Genomic DNA, 15745 nt, shown 5'->3' on the forward strand with positions numbered 1-15745 from the left:
TTAAAAAAAGCACAAGCAATCTTGCCGAGCATGCTCACCAGCGATCATATAAGGGGTGGTCACTTGCCACTTTGCATTCGCTGGCGGAGTCTCGTATTTTCTATCAGACGATTGTCGTTTGGTGGAGCGCACCGTTTTAACACTAATATCTTGAGGTAAGGCTCGCAGAAATGCATCTTTGTAATCAGGTAAAGCCTGCAATGTAGATTGCCCCACCTTGGCTTGGCGATAACTATCGTATGGTCCAATTAAACAGCGTGAACCTTCCTTCTCCGGTTTAACCCACACTCGATCACCTAATCGCTGCTGTAGGAGCTTCCACTTGTCTACGCTAATAGAAGAGCGAAAGAAACCACACTGGACCCAATATGTCTGCGGCTTAGGTTGTATCTCTGCATCTCCCCAACTCCCCTTCCCAATTGGGCACTCAGCATTTAGCGTAGGAACAGCAGTAGATTGACCGGATTCGTCCGCATTTCTGACAACATAGCAATCCTTAGCGCCTGCGCTAACTGTGTTGGTAACAAACAATAATAGAAGCAGTATCAATCCTTTAGGTGACATATTCTCTCCTTATTCTTTAAGAGACTAGATGAGAAGCGAAGGTTGTCAAAAAATGAACAGCGTTTTCTTTAGATAAGAGTTAGCTCACAACGATTTTGTTGATTTCATTTTAAAATATCGTGTAGTTAATGTTAATGACTGATTTTATTTGCTTTTGAAGGATCAAAACATGATTAAGACGCGTCAACGGCCCTTTTGTTTTCTACTCTTTTTAGTTGCCACCATTCTTTTTTCTACCTCCGCCCTTGCTTCCACTATCACCTCCACTGAGCCCCTAAACCTAACCCAATCGACCGTCGGCTATGCCGCCCTGATTATTTTTGGGCTCGCTTATACCTTAGTGATGATGGAGGAATACCTGCAACTACGAAAATCCAAACCCGTCTTGCTCGCCGCAGGTCTTATATGGATCATCATCGGATTCGTTTACAAAGAGTTCGATCAAGTGGAAGTCGCGAAAGCGGCCTTAGAGCACAACCTGCTTGAATACGCAGAGCTGCTACTATTCCTATTGGTTGCCATGACTTACATATCGGCAATGGAAGAAAGGCGATTGTTCGATGCCCTTCAGTCTTGGATGGTGGGAAAAGGATTCAATTTTCGAACGTTGTTTTGGTTAACCGGCATCCTATCTTTTTTTATCTCCCCTATTGCCGATAACTTAACAACCGCTCTGTTGATGTGCGCCGTCGTCCTTAAAGTGGGCGGAAGTAATCTAAAGTTTGTCAACATTGCTTGTATTAACATTGTTATCGCCGCCAACGCTGGCGGAGCGTTTAGCCCATTTGGCGATATAACCACGTTAATGGTGTGGCAGGCAGGACATGTCTCATTTTCTGAGTTTATGCCACTCTTTCTACCTTCTGTCGTAAACTATCTTATCCCCGCAATTATTATGTCTTTCTTTGTCCCCAAGACACAACCCGATGCTGTTCACGAACATATCGAACTAAAACGTGGTTCACTAAGAATTGTTGGCCTGTTTATTCTCACCATCGCCACCGCTGTCGCATTCCATGCTGTACTGCATTTCCCACCAGTCATGGGAATGATGATGGGACTCGCCTATTTACAGTTTTTTGGTTTTTTCCTACGCCGAACTCTGCCCCGCTCTATTGCTAAAAAGAAAGCGATGGCCATTGCCAATAATGATGAAATGGCACTCAAGCGCTTAGGTTCAATTGTGCCTTTTGATGTATTTCGTCGAGTATCCCACGCCGAGTGGGATACCTTGCTATTTTTCTATGGCGTGGTGATGTGTGTTGGTGGATTGAGCTTACTCGGTTATCTAGGCGTGGTTTCTGAAATCATGTACACCCAATGGGATCCTATCTGGGCCAACGTCATGGTAGGTATACTTTCAGCCATTGTCGACAACATCCCTGTTATGTTTGCCGTACTGACAATGAGCCCAGAGCTTTCAATGGGCAACTGGTTGTTGGTCACCTTAACCGCTGGGGTTGGCGGCAGTTTACTCTCTATTGGTTCAGCGGCTGGGGTTGCCTTAATGGGCGCAGCTCATGGAAAATATACCTTCTTTGGTCATTTAAAATGGGCGCCAGTTATTGCACTTGGTTATGCGGCAAGTATCTTGCTCCACCTTAGTTTAAATGGCCATTTATTCTAACAGAACAGGGCGAGAACGATGAAAATCGTTCTCGCTTTTATTTATGAATCATCAGAATATTAATTTACACACTATTTTATAAACGCGAATATAATCACGTTCTGTATACCCTTCCTTAATATAACATTTCTTTCCTATAAACCTATAAACCTATAAACCTATAAACCTATAAACCTACCAATATAGAGTAGGTGTAACTCCCCCTTCGAGATCTGAAACGGCTATTAATAGCGTTAATTTTATTAGTCCTTTCAAATTTAAAAACTTATATATCAATATTGGATACAAGAATGAATATTAACATTTATATTTTCGCGTCAATAGCAGTGAGCGTACTTACCGCCTGTGGTGGCGGAGGAAGCAATGATGCAAGCACAAGTAACAGCCAAAGTTTTCCATCCTTAAACACAGTGCCAATCTACCAAGGTAATATGGATCAGGCCAAAAAAATCACACCGGAAAAACTGTCTGCTACGCTCAGTAATACATTACTTTTCAACAATTCATCATGGACACCTAATGTCACCACCTATGCTTCGCAACGTGCTATAGCCCCTTTAAATCAAGTAGACCAAGCACTTAACTGTGCCACTGGCACAGGTACAACTACGACGCATATTAACTCTCTCACTCAAACGGGTTATCACATTCAACACTATCAACAATGCGACCTTGATGGGAGCGGTGTTATCCTCGATGGCACATTACAAATCAATGTGTATGAATCCAATATACAGCTCATGCAACCAGTAACCATGAGCACCTCATACGCCAACTTTAAAATCACCCAACCTGATGGTCGTTATACTCAAATTGATGGCACCATCAAGGAGAACAATTTAGGTTCTTGTCAGCATACCAAAGAAAGTAATATCAGCGTTAATACGAATACCGACGAAGAATCCATATTGGTTGATGTTAAGAGTTCGGCATATTTTCCTGATTCAAGTAATATTTTCTTCACCAATTATACGAACCACTCTGGTAAGATCTTTTTGTCTGACACTGGATACATTGATATTTCTTCGAAAGATTTAAAGTATTTTCAACAAGACTCAAATTTACCAAACGTGTTAGGGACCCCACTCGTGCTCGCTGGAGGGACTTTACAATTTACGGCTATCGATAATATTATGCTGCTCACCGCGCAATATCATGAGACAGAGTCCAACGCTGATATGCCAGATCAATTTGAAATGACCAGTCATATTGTTATCAAAAATAATAGCGATAATACGCTCTCTTTTGACAAAATAATGCCATCTTGGATACTCAGCAATCCGAAATTGATTAACTTTAGTGATCAAGATGGTGACAAGCTGTGGGATGGCTACGAAGCATTTTTCGGTCTCAACCCTCTGATTGATGACAGTGCTGAGGATTTAGATAACGACCAGTTCTCAAACCTTAGTGAATTTCTCGGTTTTTCAGACCCTAGTAATGTTGACGATATACCGACCGCTCACGTGACGTTAACTTGGTGGGACTCCATGCAGGGTAAAGTTCAACTAGAAGGCGTCGTTTCACCCTATTATGCTGCCTCTCTTGAACCATTTTCGATCACGGTACAACTCGCAACGCCCGCTCGCTTGTGGCAATGGCACCCAATTGACGGCATTGACTGTACCCTCAACGATTTAGGAAACAACAACAGTACGATTCAATGCCAAAACCTGTCAGCCGAACCTTTGCTGTCCTATCTTGATCCCATTGATTCTGGCGAACAATTAACGTCGGTATTAGGGCACCTTGCTTGGCAAGGCGATAATTCAGGTTTTAACCAACCTAGCTATCTTTCGGTACAAACTAGCGGGAATTCGTTGCTGGATTACCATGACACCTTGGTTCAGTAATCGTTAAAGTTTTGGCCTCGATATCAGCGAGGCCAACTTGGTTCATTGACGACTCTGGTTAAACATTTACTGCCAAATCTGTTACCCAGCCTTACTTTTGGCGAAATACCCAAATCGGCCCAATAAGCAAAAACTGAATATCATCAAAAAACGAGGGCTTTTTACCTTCAATATGGTGCCCTAAAAACTGCATAACCCATAATGCGATAAATAAGCCAACCGACAAAGAAAAAACCGGTGCACTATACAAGGCCAAAAACGATATGATCGCTAAACATGCTAAAGTAAAAACCAACATCTGCACCAACACTTGCTTAGACAAACAGGCATAAAACATCATCACAGGTATCATCACTGGCCATACCCAGTTAATTTGTACCTCTCCTAAAGACAAGGCAGGCAAGGACCAAATAATCCCTACGATTGATAAATAGATCCCCGGCACCGCCACCTTATGGATTTTTCGATTCATTTTGTTCTGGTGACTTTCTCCGTAAGCATCCAACCACTGTTGTAACGATTTCATACTCTTCCTTGGGTCTTCGTTTTTATGGAATTATTACTCTAGAACATAATTTCTTACAGTGCCAATTCGGATCCTATTAGCTAGTCTTACAGGTGGTAATTTAACCTGATAACAATAACCACTTATTATGGCCTCACAAAGTAAGCGACCTAAACAAACATTTACGAGGTTCATATGAAAAAAATCGCATTAACACTAGCAGTCACTGCTACATTATCTGCAGGCATTGTCGCCACCAGCCAAGCTTGTACCTCGGCAATATACAATCACGGAGACGCTAGTCTTTCAGTACGCACTATGGACTGGTTTGGGCATGACGATGCTGTTGTCGTAGGAACTGGCAGCGGCATTGAAGTTCGCTATGCCGATACTGATGAAGGCGTAACCAGCAAATCAAAATATGCCTCATTAAAAATTAAGTCTTTTGCGCCTCAAATTGTCGCTGAAGCAATGAACGAGCATGGCTTGGTTGCGAGAATTCTATATCTTGGACTTGATTACACACAGATGGCCCCAGAACGAGCTGGCGTTCCTGATGTTGCAGCGTCAAAGTTCCCAAGCTACGCCGTCGATAATTTTGCGTCCGTAGAGGAAGTGATTCTTGACCTGCCAAATATTGATGTTATTCAAGATGCTGTGTGTGATTTACCCACTCATGAAGGCGAATGTCTCCCTGCCCCGGTTCATTATCACTTAACCGATGCTAATGGTGACAGCGCTGTCATCGAGTTTGTCGCGGGGGAAACGAAGATTTATCATGGTGACGTGAATACAGCACCCAGTGCCCAGTACCTTTCAAACGACCCAGAATTCTCATTTCATCGCAATTTAGACAAAGAACAAACCGAAGCAGGATCAACCATTCGCGCCTACGATCGTCGCCTTAGAGCAAAAGCGATATTAGACGATATGTACGCTCGAGATGTCTCAGATAACACACAAGCCTTAAATAGCATGAAGGCGGCAGGCGCCTCGGTTTTTGCTGGCTACAGTCAGCTTGACCCCTATGCTAACGATGTTTTTCCAACACTTTGGACTATCTACACGGATCAAAATGCTAAAGAGATCGTTCTTGACCGCTATGATACTTGGCAAATAGAACGCTATAACTTTGATATGTTCAATAATGAACAACCAAAAGAAGTCATTTTGGGTGCACACCCTAAAGCAAAATTAAAGAAATAGGTTTACAGTGTAAACTTTAACCGCTTACTTTCGCCTAGGATTATCATGCTATTAACGACTGAACGGCTACAATATTTGGTAATGATTGCAGAGCTCGGCTCCTTCTCTGCAGCCGCGCGAGAGCTGGGCGTTAGCGCTTCAGCTGTCAATCAAGCCGTCCAATCTATGGAACTAGACCTAGGCGTTGTACTTTTTGAACGAGTTGCAGGGAAAAGCCCATCTTTGACGACCGCGGGGCGCTCCCTGTACTTCCAAGCACTCGATATTATTCCCCGACTAACTGCAATTGAACAAAAAGCGCGCTCACTACAGCGAGGTGAAGAAACTCAGCTGACCATCGCTACTCACAGTATGACGCTTTATCCTAGCTTTGTGGAAATCATCTCTCAAATGCTAGAGCGATTTCCTGATGTTGATTTAAAGCTCGTCGATGCTGAAACCCAAGGGTTAGCACCGGATTCAGAAACGCCTGGCGCAGATATCATGATCGCACCAGCTCAACTTCATCCAATAAGAGGCACCGATAACGCCGTTGTCGATGCTATCGAATGGTGCTTTTTAGTCTCGCCGAACCACCCTCTTGCTGCGCTAAAAGGAGAAGTGACACCACAAGATTTAGAACAATATCCACAGATCCTCACCAATGAAGGGGAGATCGCCACTACCGAGTTGGTTGAATCATTACGATTCAGCCCTAAAATAATTCGCTACCAAAGCAGTTACCAGCTGCATGATCTACTCATACTTGGGGTTGGTTTTACATTATACCCAGAACAGTTAGCTAAACCTTACCTAGACCTTGGTCTAGTTAAAAAGCTGGATGTAGGACGTTATGATAATGCTATGGTTTGGCCGGTCGAGATGTCTTGGCGAAGTGGACTAGGTCAAGCTGGACATTGGCTAATTGAAGCCATATTGGATCGAGACAGCAAAGAATAGAGGTAAGCATGTTAGAGCAAAACCACACACAATTAATGATTATCGATGTACAAGGCAAACTTGCTCAAATCATGCACGATAAGGACGCCCTATTTGGTCATTTAAATACCATGACCAAAGCCGCTCTGCTTATGGATCTCCCTATTGTGTGGGTAGAGCAGATTCCGGATAAATTAGGAGGAACAATCAACGAGATAAGCCAAGAACTCCCCGACAGAAAACCCATCGCGAAAACCAGCTTCAGCGCCTGGGGAAGTAGCGCTGTTCGCCGTGCAATCGACCCAACAAAAAAACACATTCTACTCGTAGGCATTGAAGCACACATTTGTGTGTATCAAAGCGCAATGGATCTAATGTCTCAAGGGTTTGACGTCCACCTTGTCACGGATGCTATCTCCTCACGCACGCCAGAAAACAAAGCCCTCGCTATTCAGCGGTTAGCGCAAGCAGGCGCGATATTGACCTCCACCGAAATGGCACTTTTTGAACTTCAAAAGTCGGCAGAAGGTGAACAATTTAGAGCCTTACTCAAGCTCATCAAGTAAGTCATAATACAGTGTTGATAGCCGTTCCATGCTTGGGGCAATGTCATCCATCGAAGCATTGCCAAATCCAAGCACAATCGCACTGTTACGCGGCTCTCGTGGCAGCATGATCTTGTCTTGTGTAGGCTGATAAAAACTCATTGGCCGAACCACGATTCCTACCTGCTCCGCTTGGACTGAGAATAACACCTCGTCTACATTTGAACGCCATTCGACAGTAATATGAAGCCCAGCGCCTTGAGATATCACTACCCAATCCCTGCCGAAATATTGTTGAATCGATGCTTTCATTACCAAAAACTTAGCTTCATACACACGACGCATTTTACGAATATGCCGAACTAATCCGCCCTCAGTAATGAAATCAGCCAATGCAGCTTGAACGTGAGATGGCGTATCACCCGACAGTGCATCTTTAATTTCTAGGCATCTCGCCAGCAAATGTTTTGGTACCACCATGTAACCAATTCGCAACGCATTGAACATGACTTTGCTGGTCGAACCGATATAGATGACTTGGTCAGCCGCGTTTGCTTGAGCCGCCAACCCTTGCATACTTCGAAAAGGGCGACTGTCAAATTGGAACTCACTGTCGTAATCATCTTCAATGATCCACCGTTTACCACGTTTCGCCCACTCTATGAGCTGCAGTCTCTGGTCGGTATTGAGTGAACACCCCATCGGATATTGATTACTCGGCGTCAAATAAACCCCAGTTGCCGAACGAGATACAACGGAGTCTACATCAAGCCCCGAACCACCAGACACTTTCACATAATCATGCTTAATATTGAACAATTCCAGCACTTTGACCACTTGTCTGTATCCAGGGCATTCAACTAAAAAAGGCGCGTTAGCATTTGAAGATTGTGTCACCAGCAACGCAATGGCGATAGATTGCTGGGCACCCGAAGTGACAATGATTTGGTCGGCACAACACTCAACAGAGCGACTACTGGTTAAGTAAGTCGCCAGAGCCTCTCTTAGCGCTAATAGCCCTTGTAAATCCTGATTCCCCAATAACGAAGACCGTCCGACATGACGCTGCAAATATCGGTTCCATTGCTTAGCTGGAAACTGCGCAAGATCAGCGATACCCGGTGAAAACAAACGATTACTTGGTGAATTATTCGTCCCTTGAGGCGTTTGTGAGATAGGCGAGACCGTAGTCAAAAACTGATCCGGTGGCGTCACCGCAACAAAAAAGCCAGACTTAGCTTTCGATACCAAATAGCCTTCAGCCAGAAGCTGTTCATAAGTGTGTATGACGGTATTCCGGCTCACTTTTAATTCCGAAGCCAACGTTCGCGTTGAAGGTAACCGTGCTCCCGCCAGCCATGAACCACACAAAATTCTTTCTCTAATCTGCTCAAATAGTGCTTGTTGAAGTGTATGCCCTTCATTCACTAAAACTAGGTTCGCCGTATCGATGTCAGCCATTTTGGATCCACAGTTATTTATCAACTGGAACTCTTAACAGTACCAGATATTCATTACTTTTACGGTATCACATTGATTAGGGAGCGAAATTAGATGTTGTCACAAACTAAACGTACTGAGATAAAAAAAGGCCGTCATAAAGCCGTGCTAGAGCAACAAGCACTGTACGATATCATTGATGAATCATTGATTGCCCATGTCGCCATCACGAATGAGCACGGCCCCGTGATCATTCCCATGTTAGCGTGGCGGCTGAACAACTATGTGTACATTCACGGCGCGAAAAATAGCCGGCTACTGCGAACATTAAAATCCGGCCAAGCGACCTGTTTGACCTTTACACTTTTTGACGGCTGGGTATTAGCTCGCTCTGCTTTTCACCATAGCGCTCACTACCGTAGCGCCATGGTTTTTGGCAACTTCACGGCAATTGAAAACAACAATGAGAAAGATAGAATCTTAAACCACTTCATTGAACATATTGCCCCTGGTCGAACACAAGAAGTGAGATTGAGTAGCGAAAAAGAACTCGCAGCCACGGATTTATTAGCGATTGAATTGAATGAAGCTTCAGTTAAAATCGGTCGCCACGGCGTAAACGATGATGCATCAGATATGAATATCAAAGCATGGGCGGGCGTTTTACCGTATCGAACCGTAATTGGTCCACTTGAAGCGTGTGAAGCGTTAGATCCACAGATTGATGAACCAGACTATAGTCATGCCTATCGTGGCCGTTGGCATAGCGATTAAATTACAGTAAGTAGGTGTCTGTTGACCATTTTAGCAATGAGTGGAGCGCCAGCTAAATCAGTCAACAGGCATAGGCCGGTCTTTATTTCTGCTTGTTCGTTCAACGACTAAATCCAGCACTTTATTCGCTGATAACACGGAACAGCGCAATGGCAGTCGCACTCGCTAAAATAACCAGGAATACAATCAATTCGAACCACCATTCTTTGTCATCCCAACCCAGCATCTCTATATCTGAATCATCGATTTCAAACATCAAATCTTCATACCCTTCATCCAACTTACACATATGCATCTCCTCGCGTTACGGTTCATTGAATGCTACCCCACCCTCTTTGTTCAAAATATCAAGTTGTTTTAAATTAACGTTCAGGTTATTTGAACATTAACATTAGTGCCGCGATATCGTTCACATTGGAACCCCCAACAAAGTCACTTTTCTCCCCTCATTCATGCCTCATAATGCGGTCCACTCCAAATTGTTACACTTGCTTGCAACCTAATTCGCTAACTATTGATACAACGCATGAGACAATGCCTCACGGAAGCGCTACCGTTTTCTCTTCATCGTTTACTAGGGGGTTGTGTGCCGAATAATAAGATAATGAGTAGTTTTGAATTAGCGAGAATCGTTGCGTTAATTGCCGTGATCTCTATCCATTGTCAGCTGTTTTTAACCCACAGCTTGGTGAATGATGAACCTTGGTTCAACTATCTCACTAACCAGGCTGCTCGTTTCGCTGTCCCTTTATTTTTTATCATTGCTGGTTATTTGATACAGCCAAAACTTAACAAGACCCCCTACCGAACGGTACGGGCCTACTGCTACCCGATTATGGTCATTTGGGCAATATGGAGCGTGACCTATCTGGTTACCCCTTTTAACCTTGCCACTGTCAGTGAGTTTGGCTATCTTGCTGAACGCCAGCAATATTGGGACTACCTGATGCTGAACCCACTCAACTCCCTTTTTGAGGGTGGATTAGTGCACTTATGGTTTTTGCCTTCGCTATGCTTAGCAGTATTAATGATCGCATGGTTTGTTGATAACCATTGCCGAACCTTGCTTATTCCGTTTGCTGCCATCATTTACACCTACGGCCTCATCGCCGGCAGCTATCAGGTCATTACTCACGACGAAACCGCGATTTTCACGCGAAATGGTCCCTTTCTCAGCTTTTTAATGGTCGCCATAGGATTTGAAATTCGTCGTCGTCACTGGACACTATCCACTTCAAAAGCGCTACTTTTGGCTATTTTCGGTATGATTTTGCATTATTCAGAAGCCTTTTATTTACACCAATTGGGACAGGTATTTAATAGTAATGATTTTTTAATTGGTACTGTATTTTGGGCGACAGGCATCTTCCTATGGCTACAAAGTAAGCCACAGCTTGGCAACTACCCCATCGTCCATAAACTCGCAAAGCTGGTGTTACCTATGTATGTCGTACACTTCATCGTGATTATTGGACTCAATAATTTGGTGGGATTACACGGAATCGAGTTTATGGCCCGAGATACGTTTGTTCTTATTGGAACACTTATTATCACTCCACTCATTGCCGTTCTCCTTGAAAAGACGCCATTATCAATGACTTCATTTAGAAAGCTTAAAGCTCCGTCTTCCAAGCAACTTGTGTAGACAATAAATAACTGATAAAAAGTGACCAAACTCCCTGTTCGGTCACTTTAATATGCTTCAGCCCACACCTCTAGAACACATCCTTAACTCAAGACGCTCGGTACGTAAATACGATACCCAAGCAGAGTTTAACCATCAATCAGTTGAGAAAGCGCTTAAGCTCGCCACACTCAGCCCAAACAGCAGCAACATGCAAATGTGGGCATTTCATCGTGTTATCAGTGAAGACAAACGACGCCAATTGGCTGACATCTGCATGGGACAAAATGCGGCGAAAACGGCAAATGAACTTATTGTGGTAACAGTAACGCCTAACATTTGGCAGCAACGTGCAAAGATGAACGCCGAAACAGTCCGCGCCGCTTTTGCTGGCCGCGAAGACAGCACAACCAAACGTGCGCTGAAATATTACGACTCGCTCATACCCACGTTATACAACAACGATAAAGTTGGTCTACGAGGCATTGCTCGTAAGCTGTTTAGTTTTTGGATAGGCCGCAACAAACCGATGGTAAGAGAGGTGAGTAAGGAAGATGTTCGTGTGTGCTTACACAAAAGTGCCGCACTGGCGGCCATGACATTTATGCTCTCTATGCGCGAGCAAGGCTATGACACTTGCCCGATGGAAGGCTTTGATTCACATCGTGCCAAGCAATTACTTGGGATGGATCCGCGCCATGAAATCACTATGATCATCAGCTGCGGTGTACGTGCCGATGACGGTGTCTATGGTGAGCGCCACCGCGTTCCCATGTCTGAGGTTGTGTTTGAGCATTGATATCCAGTGCGCGAAAATAGTTTGCATCGTTTAACGAATAAAGGCGAGCCAAATGCTCGCCTTTATTCGTTGTGCAATGATAAGGTTTTTACCATTACATCCCTTCGAAACTAAACGCTAAGTCGTTATTTCTTACGCTTTAGGAACATACCCAGCGCTCGTACGTAATGCCCGTTCAATAATTTCACTAGAAAATCAATTTGCTCAAACTTCAACTTCCCACCACCTAGTAATACTAAAGAGCGCAACGGCATACCTTGAATCGCTTTTTCAACCATTAACAGTACCGCTTCACTAGGCTTATTTGGACCAAACGACCCTGCCATGTTTTCCACCACTTTTTGATTTACTTTACGACCTATCCAGGTACTTTGAATATCTTTGAGTGTCGAGTTTTCGGTAAATGGTGTCATGGTTTGTGGAGCCGGAATCGTTCTGCCTAGTTGCGCTTCAAACTGCTGATCTGTCATCACTGTTTGGCGTTTACTCGCATCAAGTGGCTTAACGATATAGTCACTAACCAATGTCACTAGAACACTATCTCGTATATCACGTGACGAGGCACCAATATGAATATGATATTCCCCAGCTTCGACTTCCCACTGTTTTGACGCCGAGCTAAAGAATGAGAACGCTCGTCGATCCAAAGTGAACTCTACGGTTTTGCTTTCTCCCGGTTGCAAGTCTACCTTCTCAAAGGCTTTCAACTCTTGTTTACTTCGTTCAATTTGGCTATTCAGTTTCTCAATATACAGCTGAAGCACTTCTTTACCAGCTACGGAGCCACTATTCGTCACCTCAACCGAAAACACAATCTGCTCGTCTGTTTGGCTAACTACCGTGGCATTATGATAAGAAAAATCGGTATAGCTTAAGCCATGTCCAAACGGAAACAGTACGCTTACGCAATGGGAGTCAAAATGTCGGTAGCCAACATTCAACCCTTCTTTATAAACAACCTGCTTAGGAAGACCTGGGAAATTGGCGTTTGAAGCACAATCTTCTAATGTCAGAGGGAACGTTTCTGCCAGCTTACCACTAGGGCATACATCACCATACAGAATGTCACAAATTGCACCTCCACTTGCCTGTCCCCCTAAGTAACTTTCTAAAATTGCGGGTACTTTATCAATCCAAGGCATCGTCACGGGAGAACCATTACTCAACACTACGATGACATTCGGATTGACCTGATGAACCGCCTCAATCAATGCATTATGAGATTCAGGTAAATTCATATGAATACGATCAAAAGCCTCTGCTTCATAGCTATTTGGAAGGCCAACCATCACAATTGCTTTGTCGACACTTCGAGCTAACTCCACCGCTTCAGAAATCAAACCAGCATCTAGCTCACCGGACTCTCGATATCCTGCTGCAAAGCGCACCTCTGCACTGAGTTTTTCATTTAATGCGTCACACAAAGAATATACTTTCGTCGGCGTGACTTGTGAGCTGCCTGAACCTTGATAGCGTGGCGTTTTGGCAAACTGACCAATAACCGCCACCGTGTCTGAGCTCGATAGTGGCAAGGTCTTCGCGTCATTCTTCAATAACACCATGGACTCACCAGCGGCTTTACGAGCCATTTGGTGATGAGTGTCGATATCGAATTGTTCATGAGAAGTAATCGCTCGCTTAGACTTCACAATCAGCGCCAATATTCTTTCAACAACTCGATCTAGTGCCTTCTCATCCAGTGAACCATCTTTCACAGCCTCAACAATTCGAATATCATTGAGTCCTGCGCAGCCAGGCATTTCCAAATCCAAGCCCGCTTTTATTCCCTCGACACGATTGTTCATTGCGCCCCAATCGGTCACGACTAAACCTTCAAAGCCCCACTCCTCACGTAAAATGTCATTCAAGAGTCGGTTGTGCTCACTACAAAACTCCCCATTGACTTGGTTGTACGCACACATCACGGTCCATGGCTGGGCATTTTTAACCACATCTTCAAAGCCCGGAAGATAAATTTCACGCAACGTCCGCTCATCAACTAGCGTATCAATGACCATTCGATTGGTTTCTTGATTGTTAACAGCATAGTGCTTCACACTCGTGCCAACGTTGTGCTTTTGAACCCCATTAACAAATGAAGTAGCCAGTCGACCTGTCAAGTAAGGGTCTTCAGAAAAATACTCAAAGTTACGTCCGCACAATGGGTGGCGTTTAATGTTCATACCTGGACCAAGTAAAGTACTCACATCTTCCTTTAATGCTTCTGTCGCCAAGTATTCTCCGACAGTAGCAATAAGATCAACGTCCCAAGAACTTGCCAACGTCACTGCTGTTGGAAAACAGGTACTTTTTACACTAGCACTCAAGCCTAGGTGATCCGTATTTCCTTGTTGCTTACGAAGACCGTGAGGGCCATCCGTAACCATGACTGATGGAATACCTAAACGCTCTATATCTTGTAAATGCCAAAAGTCTTTGCCTGAACACAGACTGGCTTTCTCTTCTAGAGTGAGTTGAGTAAGCAACTCGTTCACTTCTTTTTGAATTGATTGTCTATTTTTCATTTCTTACTTCCAATTCTTTTGATATTTCAGCCAATTTTTCGTCGGTTAGTGAATAGAATTTGATAGGAATAAGCATTAATACGCAGCTGATCGCTGGCAGAACTGTCATCGCCAAAAAGATTCCATCCATGGCTTCTTGCGTTTGGCTAGTGCCAGCAACGTAGTGAGTCATAGACAAAATAAGACCAACGGCAAACGCACCTAGAGCAGTGATGACCTTATTTGCAAATGTCATGCAACTAAATGCCACCCCTTCAGAACGAATGCCCGTTTTCCATTCGGCATAATCAACAGAATCACCCACCATAATGGGCTGAAGGACAAGGAAAGGAGAGTTCAATGTTGCAAGCACGAATGTCATGATATAAACCGTAATCAGGTCATCATAACCGAGATAGAAATACAGGCTGAGCAAAGCGACACGTAAAATAGAGGTCGCAATGATGACGCCTTTCTTTTGAATACGCTTGATCATCATAGGAGTAAAAGCCATACCTATAATCATGCCAAGCATCGAGATTAAACTAATAATCCCCATCTGTTTTGCATCACCTAAGTTGTAAGTCGCGAAATAGATCACTGCGGAAACAGGGGCTGCGGTTAGCGATGAGCAAAGCATGGTCAAAAATACTAACTGCAATGGGCGATTGGATCTAAATACGTTTACCGTATCAGATAGGCGAATCTTTGGGCGTTTAACGACTAAGCGCTCTTTTACTCCAAAGAATGCTAACGTTATCAGCGGCACACTGAGTACAGCAAATATAGCAACTGAATAGAAGTAACCTTGACTGGGATCCTCGGGAGAAAACTTTTCAGCCAATACAGGAATAAGAATGGTCGGAACAAGTATCCCCATGGTCGAAAAAGAACGAGCAATACTCACCATCTTGGTACGCGCCGATGAGCTTCTTGTCATCACGGTAGACAACGCCCAGATAGGAATATCGGTCAGTGTATATAGCATGCCCCACAAGATATAAATGACATAGGCATAGATCAAAGTACCGGTATAAGAAAAGCCTGGGTTGTAAAAGCAAAGCGTCGTGACAATGGCGAGCGGGACTGGCACAAAAAGTAACCAAGGACGAAATTTTCCCCATCGCGTATTCGTTCGATCTGCAAGAATGCCCATAAGAGGATCATTAAATCCATCCCATAACCTCGCGACGAGCACTAATGTACCGACAGCCGCTGGCAATAAACCTAGAATATCCGTAAACGCATACATTAAAAAACTAAGTTGAATACCAAATATTATATTTTGCCCACCCAGTGCGGCAGTAAATGAGAAACTTTGCTTTCTTGGAATAACATCTAGATCTTCTTTATGATCCGAAATTGTCGCTGTTTGACTGGTCATAA

At 43.9% G+C, this 15745-nt stretch carries 14 protein-coding genes; 8 read left to right on the forward strand and 6 right to left on the reverse strand.

Annotated features, from left to right (window positions below):
- Complete coding sequence (locus tag L4D74_RS20950; protein ID WP_428754463.1) at window positions 1-564, reverse strand: SPOR domain-containing protein; 564 nt, start codon at window positions 562-564, stop codon at window positions 1-3.
- A 169-nt stretch (window positions 565-733) separates the two neighbouring features.
- Here L4D74_RS20950 and nhaD point away from each other — a divergent pair, with 169 nt between their 5' ends.
- Window positions 734-2191, forward strand: a complete 1458-nt coding sequence (gene nhaD, locus L4D74_RS20955; RefSeq protein WP_428754464.1) for a sodium:proton antiporter NhaD — start codon at window positions 734-736, stop codon at window positions 2189-2191.
- Between the two features lie 290 nt (window positions 2192-2481).
- Window positions 2482-4044: a hypothetical protein gene (locus L4D74_RS20960; protein WP_428754465.1), complete on the forward strand. Its 1563-nt coding sequence runs from the start codon at window positions 2482-2484 to the stop codon at window positions 4042-4044.
- A gap of 91 nt (window positions 4045-4135) precedes the next feature.
- On the opposite strand, the gene L4D74_RS20965 is transcribed toward L4D74_RS20960, so the two are convergent.
- Window positions 4136-4570, reverse strand: coding sequence for an Mpo1 family 2-hydroxy fatty acid dioxygenase (locus tag L4D74_RS20965; RefSeq protein ID WP_428754466.1), 435 nt, complete (start codon window positions 4568-4570; stop codon window positions 4136-4138).
- Window positions 4571-4744: 174 nt separating this feature from the next.
- Here L4D74_RS20965 and L4D74_RS20970 point away from each other — a divergent pair, with 174 nt between their 5' ends.
- Genes L4D74_RS20970 through L4D74_RS20980 form a run of 3 tightly spaced genes read left to right on the forward strand, consistent with a single transcriptional unit; the run spans window position 4745 to window position 7239 of the window.
- The gene (locus L4D74_RS20970; protein ID WP_428754467.1) at window positions 4745-5755 is read left to right on the forward strand and encodes a linear amide C-N hydrolase; all 1011 of its coding nucleotides are present in this window, start codon (window positions 4745-4747) and stop codon (window positions 5753-5755) included.
- 45 nt (window positions 5756-5800) lie between these two features.
- Window positions 5801-6694, forward strand: a complete 894-nt coding sequence (locus L4D74_RS20975; protein ID WP_428754468.1) for a LysR family transcriptional regulator — start codon at window positions 5801-5803, stop codon at window positions 6692-6694.
- Window positions 6695-6702: 8 nt separating this feature from the next.
- Complete coding sequence (locus tag L4D74_RS20980; protein ID WP_428754469.1) at window positions 6703-7239, forward strand: hydrolase; 537 nt, start codon at window positions 6703-6705, stop codon at window positions 7237-7239.
- Here L4D74_RS20980 and pdxR read toward each other — a convergent pair.
- On the reverse strand, window positions 7219-8679 hold the full coding sequence (gene pdxR / locus L4D74_RS20985; protein ID WP_428754470.1) for a MocR-like pyridoxine biosynthesis transcription factor PdxR: 1461 nt from the start codon (window positions 8677-8679) through the stop codon (window positions 7219-7221). The genes L4D74_RS20980 and pdxR overlap by 21 nt on opposite strands.
- Before the next feature lie 93 nt (window positions 8680-8772).
- Between pdxR and L4D74_RS20990 the strand changes: the two genes are divergently transcribed.
- Window positions 8773-9432, forward strand: a complete 660-nt coding sequence (locus L4D74_RS20990) for a pyridoxamine 5'-phosphate oxidase family protein (RefSeq protein ID WP_428754471.1) — start codon at window positions 8773-8775, stop codon at window positions 9430-9432.
- Between the two features lie 121 nt (window positions 9433-9553).
- On the opposite strand, the gene L4D74_RS20995 is transcribed toward L4D74_RS20990, so the two are convergent.
- On the reverse strand, window positions 9554-9721 hold the full coding sequence (locus tag L4D74_RS20995) for a hypothetical protein (RefSeq protein WP_428754472.1): 168 nt from the start codon (window positions 9719-9721) through the stop codon (window positions 9554-9556).
- A 297-nt stretch (window positions 9722-10018) separates the two neighbouring features.
- Here L4D74_RS20995 and L4D74_RS21000 point away from each other — a divergent pair, with 297 nt between their 5' ends.
- Window positions 10019-11077 (forward strand): acyltransferase, encoded by a 1059-nt coding sequence (locus L4D74_RS21000; RefSeq protein WP_428754473.1) that lies wholly within the window; start codon window positions 10019-10021, stop codon window positions 11075-11077.
- A 52-nt stretch (window positions 11078-11129) separates the two neighbouring features.
- Window positions 11130-11855 carry a nitroreductase family protein gene (locus tag L4D74_RS21005; protein ID WP_428754474.1) on the forward strand — a complete coding sequence of 242 codons (726 nt, stop codon included), beginning with the start codon at window positions 11130-11132 and terminating at the stop codon, window positions 11853-11855.
- A gap of 125 nt (window positions 11856-11980) precedes the next feature.
- Here L4D74_RS21005 and L4D74_RS21010 read toward each other — a convergent pair whose 3' ends face one another.
- Window positions 11981-14380, reverse strand: coding sequence for a glycoside hydrolase family 3 C-terminal domain-containing protein (locus L4D74_RS21010; RefSeq protein WP_428754475.1), 2400 nt, complete (start codon window positions 14378-14380; stop codon window positions 11981-11983).
- The gene (locus tag L4D74_RS21015; protein ID WP_428754476.1) at window positions 14370-15743 is read right to left on the reverse strand and encodes an MFS transporter; all 1374 of its coding nucleotides are present in this window, start codon (window positions 15741-15743) and stop codon (window positions 14370-14372) included. Before L4D74_RS21015 ends, L4D74_RS21010 begins: the two co-directional genes overlap by 11 nt.
- Window positions 15744-15745: the final 2 nt, after the last annotated feature.

The organism is Vibrio cionasavignyae (genome assembly GCF_050337155.1).
Lineage (GTDB): Bacteria > Pseudomonadota > Gammaproteobacteria > Enterobacterales > Vibrionaceae > Vibrio > Vibrio nomapromontoriensis.

Excerpts from the sequence above, each read along its gene's own strand:
- L4D74_RS21015 (WP_428754476.1), bottom strand. The coding sequence starts at position 15,743 with ATGACCAGTCAAACAGCGACAATTTCGGATCATAAAGAAGATCTAGAT.
- L4D74_RS21005 (WP_428754474.1), top strand. The coding sequence starts at position 11,130 with ATGCTTCAGCCCACACCTCTAGAACACATCCTTAACTCAAGACGCTCG.
- L4D74_RS20995 (WP_428754472.1), bottom strand. The coding sequence starts at position 9,721 with ATGTGTAAGTTGGATGAAGGGTATGAAGATTTGATGTTTGAAATCGAT.
- L4D74_RS20990 (WP_428754471.1), top strand. The coding sequence starts at position 8,773 with ATGTTGTCACAAACTAAACGTACTGAGATAAAAAAAGGCCGTCATAAA.
- L4D74_RS20960 (WP_428754465.1), top strand. The coding sequence starts at position 2,482 with ATGAATATTAACATTTATATTTTCGCGTCAATAGCAGTGAGCGTACTT.
- L4D74_RS20980 (WP_428754469.1), top strand. The coding sequence starts at position 6,703 with ATGTTAGAGCAAAACCACACACAATTAATGATTATCGATGTACAAGGC.
- pdxR (WP_428754470.1), bottom strand. The coding sequence starts at position 8,679 with ATGGCTGACATCGATACGGCGAACCTAGTTTTAGTGAATGAAGGGCAT.
- L4D74_RS20950 (WP_428754463.1), bottom strand. The coding sequence starts at position 564 with ATGTCACCTAAAGGATTGATACTGCTTCTATTATTGTTTGTTACCAAC.
- L4D74_RS20975 (WP_428754468.1), top strand. The coding sequence starts at position 5,801 with ATGCTATTAACGACTGAACGGCTACAATATTTGGTAATGATTGCAGAG.
- L4D74_RS20965 (WP_428754466.1), bottom strand. The coding sequence starts at position 4,570 with ATGAAATCGTTACAACAGTGGTTGGATGCTTACGGAGAAAGTCACCAG.
- L4D74_RS20970 (WP_428754467.1), top strand. The coding sequence starts at position 4,745 with ATGAAAAAAATCGCATTAACACTAGCAGTCACTGCTACATTATCTGCA.
- nhaD (WP_428754464.1), top strand. The coding sequence starts at position 734 with ATGATTAAGACGCGTCAACGGCCCTTTTGTTTTCTACTCTTTTTAGTT.
- L4D74_RS21010 (WP_428754475.1), bottom strand. The coding sequence starts at position 14,380 with ATGAAAAATAGACAATCAATTCAAAAAGAAGTGAACGAGTTGCTTACT.